This window comes from Fibrivirga algicola (genome assembly GCF_011742925.1).
In the GTDB taxonomy this organism is placed as follows: Bacteria; Bacteroidota; Bacteroidia; order Cytophagales; family Spirosomataceae; genus Fibrella; species Fibrella algicola.
Genome location: NZ_WAEL01000001.1, coordinates 1,268,555 through 1,278,402, shown reverse-complemented (window position 1 = coordinate 1,278,402; position 9,848 = coordinate 1,268,555). Strand labels below are relative to the sequence as shown.

The following is a 9,848-nucleotide window of genomic DNA, read 5'->3' as shown; positions in this document are numbered from 1 at the left end:
CAGTCGAACAATGACGATGGAACCCGCATCTGGATTGATGGTAATCTGATCATCAACGACTGGAACGGTCACGGTGCTACCATCATGACGGGCAGTATCAACCTGTCGGCGGGTAAGCACGAGATCAAGTATGAGTACGTTGATTTCGGTGGGGGTGGTAACGCCTATCTGGGCTGGCAGATTCCCGGTCAATCGGGCTTTAGCATGGTGCCCAAAGATCGCCTTTACCCAACGGCAGGTTCAGCACGTATGGCTTCACTGTCTGCGTCTTCAGCTGAGGAACCTGTCTGGAATACGTTTCCCAATCCAGCCACGGACATAGTGCATATTACTTACCCTGTCAATCACAGCGGCAAAAGCTTCGCGCTGACAATGGTGAGCATGAGCGGTGAACGGATAAATTTGGCCCCTGGGGCGGTTACTAATGATGGCACCAAGCTATCGGTCGCACTGCCTGCCCTGCAAACGGGCTTGTACCTACTGATTATTCAACTGGAAGGCAAGCGGGTACATTCCGTTAAAGTACGGGTAGGGTCTACCCAGTGAGCTTTAAGTAGTACGTAAATAAAAACCTTCGCATTAGTTGCGGAGGTTTTTTTATGGCCTGTGCTCCTGTAATTGCACAGCCCCCCTGTGCTACCAAGAACCCACAAAGAACCCACAAAGAAGGCTTCTTTGTGGGTTCTTCTGTGTTTGGCATTCACACAGTGGCATTCACTGTGCGTCTAGGATGGGGGTAACTGCGTGAGAGGTTTCACACACCTGGAAAAAGTGATAGGTATTGAGTAACGTTAAGACGTTTAATGGACAGCAAGACGATTAGCAGATTCATGTAAAGCACGCTAGCCTGCACTAACTCCGGATCGATTCGTTGCCTATCTACTCCGTTAGCTCCACAAGGCTGCTGACGTACTTGATCGCATAAACGCATTGCATTGGCTAGTAAGCTATTGTTCTACTTTGCCGTTTCATTTGATAGTGACAACCCTGCCAGGAAGTCTAGCTTGTCGATCGAAGTTTTTTGCTGTTCCTTACAAGACGATTCCCCTATCAGACGCCCCCCCCCCATGCCATTTATATGAATGGGAACACCCAACGCCACAGAGGACTGATGGTGAACCGAAGATAGGCCAACCTCAGGTACGTGACAACCTTTACACCCTCTGCTTGTTGGGTGCTGGGCAGGCTAGCCGTACGGTTTCCTGTCCCAGGTAAGTGGACCCGCAGAGCTAACCAAACAAGCGCAATACCAAGCAAGCCGAGAGAGGCAGAAACGAGTAACTTCGTTATGTCTACTGAACATTACTTGTTGTGTGGTTTATACTCGACGCCAAACTCTTTAGCATACTCTTCAATAAGTCCTAAGCCCACTTGGGCCCGGCGCTTATTAACACTGGCTTTGTCTTCAATGGGATGAAAGAATTTTGACCCATCAGGAGCGGTAATAATTTGAGAGCCGTAAAGCTGCTTCCTGCCTTTGTACATTCTAATTCGATCAATAAGTAAAGCTAAGTTCGATTTCTCTGTTTCACCGGCATTTGCAGCCCGTTGAATCAGCGATAAGTACTTCTCTTGTTTACTAAGCGGTGAATGCTGGATAACTAACCACGCTGTGTTCTTTTGCCTTTCACCTACTAAACTTTTACCGGGATAGCCATACTGTTTAATGATTTGTTCGATTCTAACTAAATTCATCGAATCTGTTTTGTGCGTTTGCTGCCAATGATGTTGCCATTCTTTAGAGGATTGCCCATAAATACGAACAATCGAGTCGAGCGCTAAACGAGGTTCTTGGTCAATCGCATGTATACTTGCCAATTCTCGCTTTAATGCTACGTGAAGGCCTAACTGTTCATCCTTAAGGGCAAATGATTCTGTAACGTAATCATTTAGCCTAGATGATCGGACGACGTCAAATTCAGGAGCTAACTCACTGTCGAACCAGACATCTTCAGCAATCTTGTAATCGATGTCAATTGCCTGCTGGATAAATGTTTTGGCTAAGGTGTCCAGACGACATTGATAAGCACATACAGCAGCCCTGAAGGTACTGAGTGCACTCTTTTGTGAAATACTCAACGCTTTTCTGTAAGCGTCTAGACAAAGTTGACATTCACCTTTTTTAAGGTAGTCTAACCCTTGCTCAACTGCGTGTATATAGGTAGTGTCCTGAGTAGCATAACTAGTTTGAGCCATCAGAGCACAACTGTACATCATTCCTAGACTTATGACTAAAACTTTAAGAGTTGTTTTCATCCTCTGTATGTTTCGAGCCTTACTAGTTCAAACTAAATAAACTGACCTGTCGCAGGTACGTTAACACTCAGTTTTGACGTTCTGCCCAACAAACGTTGGCCTATCAACCGAAACGCGGTAAATCAGTAAAAGAACGCTCACTATCAAGCCGCTATCCTGTCGCCCGTGATGTGAAACACCCACTGACTTGGACAGGCCACCTAACACCCGCACGCAAAGGCTGATGGCCACAAGATAAGCCACAATCAGATACGTTACCCCTTTACACCTTTGCGTTAGGCTGCTTTTCAAGCTACCCGACTGATGCCTGTCACAGGTAAGTGGACCCCGCAGAGCCGATAAACAATGCATAAAACCGAACTCACCCAGAAAGGTCGAGGTTGTAAAACCGAGCAGCAAAGCCATTTTTTTGTGTTGTCACGAAACAGTTTGTAGTTTGCCAGCGTTATTGATCTACCCAATGAACCGCCGACAACTCGACTTGTTGATTCGTACTCACGAGACTCAACGCGATCAGGCCAAAGCCTACCTCGACAAACACTATTACGAGTTGGAAGCCAAAGACCAAGAAACCGAGTGGATCAACCGCTACCTCACCCATAAACGAATAGTGGAAGAACTCAAACAGGAAAAAGCAGACGACGAATAACTGATAAGATGGCAACGCTGACACAACTTTCCACTGATACTGAGCGAGATCGGGCTCACTACCGCCGCGAGTCTGATGCGGCTATTGCTTTACTGCCCGCCACTGGTAAGACAGTTGATCTAGCTGAATGGCTCACGATCAAACGTTATGCAGAACGTTACCAACTCACTACGCAGGTGGTCACCAACTGGATTTCACGGGGCATCATTCCTGCCGATTGTACCCAAACGTTGCCCGAACTGAACGACTTGCGACTGGTTCGTAATCAAGTCTACAAGTAGATATAGATACGTTTTGTCCCCGGTAGATTGGCCTGTCCAACCACACGTGATACGCCAGCAAAACGCGTTGTCAGCCGGATATTGGCCTGTCAGGCCAGACGCGAAAAAACCACAAAGAACGTCCACTATCAAGCCGTTGACCTGTCGACCGAAACGTGAAATACCCACTGACATGACTGAATCGCCCAACGCCCTAGAGGGCTGATGGTGAACACAAGATAAGCTAAAACCCAAGTACGTGACAGCCTTTACACCCTCTGCTACGTTGGGTGCCGCTCTGGCTAGCTGGACAGTTTCCTGTCTCAGGTGAGTGGACCCCGCAGAGCTATTTCTGATTCAACCTTGCTAGCATCAATTCGCCTTCCGACTTAGGCCGAAGCAGTTCAATTTTCGCTTTTGCCGCTTCTAGGTTTTGAGGAATTGGACCTAGGCCATAACAGCCACATGTATAGAAATTATAGTTGTGGATTGACAGATATTCGATTGCTAACCACTTGTCAATGTCCTTACGCGAAGGTAGCCTCAGATCTTTGCCTAAGTTCTTCATTTCGGCACCACAGTCTGGACACTTCACTATGTCGTTCACGCGCCGGTCTTGGGGCAATGTATCCTTATCTAGTCTGCGTTTGAATCCCTTTCGGCAATTGAAACAAGCATATGTGTCCTTGTAAAGACTAAAACCGTATCTGCACATAATTTTCTTTGTGTTCTCAAACACATCAGAGGATGCCTATATCACCTGATACGTAATTATCGACATTCTATCCACCAGAGTTTGACCTGTCGACAGGTACGTGGCCGACCGGCGAAGAAGAACAGTGATTAATCTGTCGGACGAAACGTGACAAAACGCCTCAAAAACTCTCACTATCAACTTGTTGTCCTGTCGCACGTAACGCAGAATACCCACTTAAATGAACGGGTCACCCAACACCCATGAGTGTTGATAGTGGGCAAGTACTTAACTGAACGCACGTACCCGCACCTTTACACGCTCATTCGGTTGGGCCGCAAGACGTCGCGTACCCAAGTGCTTCTTGTCGATCGAGGCCTCGACATGACAAGTGAAGCTATCCTTCTGGCTCGCCTTTGAGCACTTTTTGCAGGTCTTCCACTAAGCTGACGCTATGCGTTGGTTTCCACTTGAACGAGATGTACAATACGATGAGAAGGCCTGCTAGCAAAAGAATTGTTTCAGTTTGAATGGGCTTACTGGTTACAATGATACTGTAGCATAGTAGGACAGCCATCAGCAAAGGAAATAGCCAAAATGAAATATTGAAACGGTAAGTAGAGGTCAGTGTCACTGCTGTGGTCAACTCATCCAATAATACAATATTGCCAGTAAAGCGGTAACTCATGCCCTGGGTATTAACTCCCCCTGCTGGCCGGATTTCGAACGTAGTTTTTTCTGGGTTAGTGAAGTGCCCATCAATATTGAAGCGTACATCAAACATGATCTGACCAAATGTTCGATCAAACGCAAGCTGTAGGCGTTGCTGGATTATTTCTACAGATTCGTAAACCACGAACTTATAAATCGGTGGCCTGAAGTGTTGCTCAAGCTTCATACTGTGTCCAATTAGAGCATAACTCGTTTCGCGAGACCTAGAAATGAGAGCACAAAGTATGCTAACAGAAGAGTGTGGTCTGTCGACCGAAAGCCGACAAATGAGCAACAACTCGGACAGGTCATCCAACGCCCCAGGGGGCTGATGGCCACAAGATAAGCCAAATCCAGGTGCGTGGCCTTGACCTTTTCACCCTTCGCTTGTTAGGTGCCCTTGAACGCTCCGGCCGTGTCCTGTTAACCGCGAGTGGACCCCGCAGCGCTGACCAACAACGAACAAATCCAAACAAGCCGAGGCTGTCGATTGGGACCACTCAGGTACGTTCCTCTGTCAGCCGAAACGCATTTTTGACGTTCTGTATTACACTGATTTTACTTGACAGATTTATACTCGTTTTTATACCGCAGCCATTGACTCGTCAAATTGCATTTTTGCCTGCTGACGACGTTTAGTCACCCGCCACTTCTTCACTAATTCACCCTGCATTCGATGCGCTTGGGCGGGGGTATAATAGCCACAACTTCGATGTGGTCGTAACTGATTGTAGTTTGCAATCGCTCGCTGAACCGCGCAACGTATCCAGTGGTCGCACCACTTGAATGGGCGTACCCGAGGGTTTATTCTTGACCCAGTCTGCAAATTAACCGGGGCGTCAGCCACGTGTTGGCCGGTTAACCTGGTGCAGGCGTGATGTCACCCCCGGGCCGAAACAGGGTTACTACAACATCAAGCTTGCCGCCCTGCCAGGGCCATCCCCCGGATTGAGCGCCAGCAGGCGACAAAACCAGGGGGGGCTACCTGGTAAGCAGGTCCCCGAACGCACGCCGACCACCGACGCTAGATCGCCGGGGTCGCTGCACCGGGCCTGGCACCTGGCTGGCTCTTTGCAGTAGCTATCTATCAATGTTACGTTGGCTGGCTCCTCGCCCGGTTGATTACTCCCGCCAGGCGGTCTCCCATTCGGACTACAGCCAGAAAGCCTGGCTTACGAACCGGGCTTTCTGGTAAGGCGGGCTCGTCATAGACTGGCCGCAGCAATCTAGGTAGGCGCTAACCGATGGCCAGCACTCTTACAAGGTCAAGCCAACGGTTAGTGCCGCGCTCCGCCCATCGGAGGGCCATACGCCCGGCCCGGGGTAGAACGTGGGCCGCTTAGTGAAGTAAGCCGCGTTAAGCAGGTTGTTGACGCTGCCCCGAACCATTAGTCCACTGCTGATGCGCCAGGTCCCATTTAGATCCCATAGACTATACGCCGGAACCGGTCCAACGGCTCCATTGGCTGAAGGGATCACCGTGTTCAGCGCATCAGAGAAGGTCTGGGCCACGTAGCTGTATTGCAGCGTCAGGCTGGCCCTGCGGTAGCGGGCCGTCAGCCCGTTGCGCGAGGTCCAGCGCGGGGCAGATTCCACCTGGTTGCCCGTGACACTCCGGTTCTCGCTGCCCGCCGAGACCCGCCCGTTAAGGTAGCGGGCCTGGTTGTAGGCCGTCGAGCTAAAGCCGCTCAGTAGAAACGATTCACTGCGCAGCAGCTGGGCCTCCACCAGGGTTTCGACCCCGGTGCTGCGGCTGTCGCCAACGTTGGTCCGGTAGATGTAGCTCGAGCCGTCTGGATTAGCCAGCAGCAGCGTACCCAGCCGGTTGCGATAGAGCAGATCGAATACCGTCAGGCTCAGGTGCAGGCCCTGCCAGCGGCCATCCAGGCCAAGCTCGGCGTTGTAGCCGTAGGCGTCTTTCAGGCTTTTATCGATGCGCTCGTAGACGGAGGTGGGAATAATGTCTTTAAAGATCACGGGCCGGTAGGCCTGTGACCAGCCCCCGTAAATCTTTACGTCTTGACTCAGTCGGTACTGGGCGCTAAGGCCCAGCAGGGCAAAGCGGTGGCTGATGTCGGTGGGCAGATTCAGCGGATCGTAGTAGCTGATCTCACCCCGCAGCTGGGTGGTGCCGTTCTCCAGGCGAATACCGGGCGAGACACTCAGGCGGGGCGTTAGCTGAAACTGACTTTCGGCAAAGGCGGCGATGTTCTTGGTCCGAAAGTGCAGATCACGCCGGAAGGGAGCTATCAGGGTCAAATCGAAATCCGTGGCCGCAGTGCCTACCCCCAGCTGGCGGCGGTGCAGATCGGTACTCATCAGTTGAAGCCCTCCGGCCAAGGTGGCCTCTATCCCGCCCAGCCGGTAGCGGTGCAGCAAACGAGCTTCGGTGGTATAGCTGTTGAAATTGTCGATATCCACCTGCCGGGGGCGGTACTGGCCCGTGGCCCGGTTGATGGTGTCGGCCAACGTGGGCAGGGCATCGAGCTGAACGCTGTTGCGCACTCCCAGCACCGCCGAGCTGGTCCACAGCAGGCGCGTGCGGCCCGAGAACTGCCAGTCCAGCTTCAGGGAAGGAACGTAGATATCAGGGTTAAAATAATTGCGGCCCCGGGTGGACTGGCGCGGATCTTGGGCAAACTGGGCATTGGTGAGCGGCCCGGGAATCTGGTAGGTGTAGGTCGACCGGCCCAGCTCGGCGCTTAGGCCCAGTCGGCGCGTGGCCTGGTAATGCAGGCTGCCAAACTGAGCCTGGGCCTCCGAGCGGCTGTTTTTCCGGTAGCCTTCCGAATGCCTGCGGTAGTAGTAGGCGTAATAGGTCCACTTGCCTACTCGTCCACCGATGGCGTTGTAGCTGCTCAGCAGCCCGAAGGAGCCCACCGAGTTGATGGTATGGTAGCTGAAGCGGCGGGTGGTGTCGGCCTGCCGGGTGACGTAGTTGAGCATGCCCCCAAACTGGGCTCCGTATTGCAAAGAGGCCGTTCCGCGTACCAGCTCGATTCGCTCGATGCTTTCCAAGGGCGGGGAGTAGTGGCTGGCCGGATAGCCGTACATGTCCGAGTTGGTGATGACCCCGTTCTGGCGGATGTTATTTTCCCAGGAGCGGTGGGGATCCAGGCCCCGGGTGGCCACGTTGATCTGGTTACCCGTACCGTCCATGTCGTAGACAAACAAGCCGGGAACGCGGGCTAGGAGTTGCCGGGGCGTTTTTTCGGCCACATTGGCGTCGATCTCCGAGAGCCGGATCACCTCGCTGCGTTTACCCCCCATCAGATAGGTGCCGTACACATCGGGCAGCGATTCGACCACCTGGGCGCGCACGCCTCTGACGGTGATGGCCTTCAGGGTCTGGGTAGGTAATGAATCGGGTTTGGTGGGCTGGGCCACCGCCTGGATCAGTGCCAGGAGTTGGCCCAGCAGCCAGAGACACACTCGTCCCTGGTGGCTATAAGTTCTATAGACTTGCATATGTATTGCGCAGCAGATTGGGGCTGAACCGGGTGGGTCAGCTCTGAATGGGTTATGTATTGACTGTGGTAGGCGCATGCGCTTACCGGTATACCATTTGGTGGCATCCCTGTGGGCGCACGTGCCGGGCGTGGCTGGGGCCGCCCGCAGGCGGTCTTCAGGCCCGGGGCGGGGGGGCGTGGACCGGTAAGGCGCGGGTGGTGACCACACGTGGCAGGTAGGCAATGCGGTCTGCCTGCTGACCTACTGGGGGCCAAAAGCAGAAACTGGGCCGAGTGGCCGGGGCGTACTCCTTAAGCAGAAACTTCAGGAGCTGCCCCGCCTTTTGCCCGGCCTTGTCAGCTAATCCAACTTGCTGGTCTAAGAACGATAATAAATCGTTTGGCCACAGGGTCTGACTCCTGAGTTCCAGACCGGCAATGAAGAGCGTGTCGGCCCGCACCTCCAGGCTAACTACGCTGTAGTAGTGCCCCTTGTAGCGGAAGCCATCCGAGGTGGTGCGGGCGATGGCCCCGGGGCTCTGGTTGAGCGGAATCTGAAACTCGACCAGACTATCCGTCGAGCGGTAGACCCGCAGTTTTTCCGAGAGGTCCTGTTCGGCTTGCCACCACGCGCCTGCGCACACCAGCACAAAGGCCAGGGTGTGATAGAGCAGTAGGGCAAGCAGCCCAATGGGTAGCAATTTTTTCAAGTTAGTACCGGTAGTGGCCACAAAAATAAGGGTAAAGCCCGGCAACCACTAAAAAAGCGTTGCTGATCACCTCGGGGCCAGGCCAGGCTCAATACCTGTCTGACCAAGCGAGTCGGCCTGCTTTTAAGTGGATTAGTAGCGCCGACGAATCAGGGTGATGCTGTGCCCGGCGTAATTTCCCAGGATGCCATTGGTCTGATCAGTCTGGCGACAGTTTATGACCAGGTTGTCCCGGCTAAAGATGCACCGCTGGTCAGGGGACATGGTGACTTGATAACCAGCCTTAAGCAGCTGAGCTTGCAAGCGTTGGTAATGCGCTGGAGAGTTCACCTGGTAGACCACTACATCAGAGCGTGTGTTCTGCGTCCGCTGAAGAAGGGCCATGGCGTTAGCCGGGGAGGCCATATAGGGCGCTGGCTGGTAGGCAAAGACGCAGCCCCAACCCGAACACTGCCTTTATTTTGAAAACAGACAAAGCCCTGCCTCAGCATGGCTTGTTCAAACAAGGGACTAGGTGCAGGTACCCCAGCAGGTCCGGCAATTGCAGCTGCTGGGCAAGGCAGGCATTCGTAATCAGCAGGAGGATGCTACTGAGGAAACTATAGCGTAAATTATGGTAGGTAATGATCAGATAATTCATTAGCAGTAGGAAGGAAGCGATACCAGTGTTTGCGGCGTAATCTTCATGCTAGCTAAATCCCTGGTCGACTGGTCTGGCTTTGGCCTGGTTATCCTCCCGGGCCAGCGCAGGTGAGCAAGAAGTCACCAGTAGGCCGAAACGCAGTTACTGCAATTAGCAGCTCGTTGCCCATGTTGAGTCACTCTATCGGCGGGCAGCGACCAGTCGAAACAGGCCTAAAAAAGGGGGTTTTAGCTCCTTATACCGCCGTTTCGACGGGTTCGCCAGTGAGCGTGTTTGCCAGCCAACAAAGGTCAGCATTGGACCTTCCGACTTTTATGCCGCAAAAAAGGGCCAACTCACTCATTATAAGACAACTAAGCCAAAATTCTTCACTCGTCGGAGCCCAAATCCCAGACAGGACCTCGCCACGCACTACCCGGCTACTACAATTGTAATACACGTTCCCGGTGGTATATGACAGACTGGCTACATCGGGG

General features: G+C 52.7%; 9 protein-coding genes. 3 read left to right on the top strand and 6 right to left on the bottom strand.

The window, feature by feature from the left end; genetic code table 11:
• Positions 1-546: PA14 domain-containing protein (locus F7231_RS05330; RefSeq protein ID WP_166691157.1), on the top strand; the 546-nt coding region annotated here is incomplete at its 5' end.
• Positions 547-1,302: 756 nt separating this feature from the next.
• On the opposite strand, the gene F7231_RS05325 is transcribed toward F7231_RS05330, so the two are convergent.
• A complete protein-coding gene (locus tag F7231_RS05325; RefSeq protein ID WP_166691156.1) occupies positions 1,303-2,256 on the bottom strand; it encodes a DUF6624 domain-containing protein in 954 nt (317 codons plus the stop codon).
• Between the two features lie 460 nt (positions 2,257-2,716).
• Here F7231_RS05325 and F7231_RS05320 point away from each other — a divergent pair, with 460 nt between their 5' ends.
• Both F7231_RS05320 and F7231_RS05315 read left to right on the top strand, forming a co-directional pair.
• Positions 2,717-2,905: a hypothetical protein gene (locus F7231_RS05320; protein WP_085414357.1), complete on the top strand. Its 189-nt coding sequence runs from the start codon at positions 2,717-2,719 to the stop codon at positions 2,903-2,905.
• A gap of 8 nt (positions 2,906-2,913) precedes the next feature.
• Complete coding sequence (locus tag F7231_RS05315) at positions 2,914-3,186, top strand: hypothetical protein (RefSeq protein ID WP_166691155.1); 273 nt, start codon at positions 2,914-2,916, stop codon at positions 3,184-3,186.
• Positions 3,187-4,256: 1,070 nt separating this feature from the next.
• Here the strand turns inward: F7231_RS05315 and F7231_RS05310 are convergent.
• The 5 genes from F7231_RS05310 to F7231_RS05295 all read right to left on the bottom strand — a co-directional run bounded on the left by F7231_RS05310 (position 4,257) and on the right by F7231_RS05295 (position 9,113).
• Positions 4,257-4,757, bottom strand: coding sequence for a hypothetical protein (locus F7231_RS05310; protein ID WP_166691154.1), 501 nt, complete (start codon positions 4,755-4,757; stop codon positions 4,257-4,259).
• Between the two features lie 396 nt (positions 4,758-5,153).
• Positions 5,154-5,417 carry an integrase core domain-containing protein gene (locus F7231_RS27820; RefSeq protein ID WP_085414361.1) on the bottom strand — a complete coding sequence of 88 codons (264 nt, stop codon included), beginning with the start codon at positions 5,415-5,417 and terminating at the stop codon, positions 5,154-5,156.
• Positions 5,418-5,827: 410 nt separating this feature from the next.
• Positions 5,828-8,038 carry a TonB-dependent receptor family protein gene (locus tag F7231_RS05305; protein WP_166691153.1) on the bottom strand — a complete coding sequence of 737 codons (2,211 nt, stop codon included), beginning with the start codon at positions 8,036-8,038 and terminating at the stop codon, positions 5,828-5,830.
• A 157-nt stretch (positions 8,039-8,195) separates the two neighbouring features.
• On the bottom strand, positions 8,196-8,729 hold the full coding sequence (locus F7231_RS05300; protein ID WP_085415250.1) for a hypothetical protein: 534 nt from the start codon (positions 8,727-8,729) through the stop codon (positions 8,196-8,198).
• A gap of 132 nt (positions 8,730-8,861) precedes the next feature.
• Complete coding sequence (locus F7231_RS05295) at positions 8,862-9,113, bottom strand: hypothetical protein (RefSeq protein WP_166691152.1); 252 nt, start codon at positions 9,111-9,113, stop codon at positions 8,862-8,864.
• Between the last annotated feature and the right edge of the window lie 735 nt (positions 9,114-9,848).

What these genes read in the sequence shown, in the direction of transcription:
- F7231_RS05325 (WP_166691156.1), bottom strand. Translation starts at nt 2,256, where the DNA reads ATGAAAACAACTCTTAAAGTTTTAGTCATAAGTCTAGGAATGATGTAC.
- F7231_RS05320 (WP_085414357.1), top strand. Translation starts at nt 2,717, where the DNA reads ATGAACCGCCGACAACTCGACTTGTTGATTCGTACTCACGAGACTCAA.
- F7231_RS05315 (WP_166691155.1), top strand. Translation starts at nt 2,914, where the DNA reads ATGGCAACGCTGACACAACTTTCCACTGATACTGAGCGAGATCGGGCT.
- F7231_RS05310 (WP_166691154.1), bottom strand. Translation starts at nt 4,757, where the DNA reads ATGAAGCTTGAGCAACACTTCAGGCCACCGATTTATAAGTTCGTGGTT.
- F7231_RS05305 (WP_166691153.1), bottom strand. Translation starts at nt 8,038, where the DNA reads ATGCAAGTCTATAGAACTTATAGCCACCAGGGACGAGTGTGTCTCTGG.
- F7231_RS05295 (WP_166691152.1), bottom strand. Translation starts at nt 9,113, where the DNA reads ATGGCCCTTCTTCAGCGGACGCAGAACACACGCTCTGATGTAGTGGTC.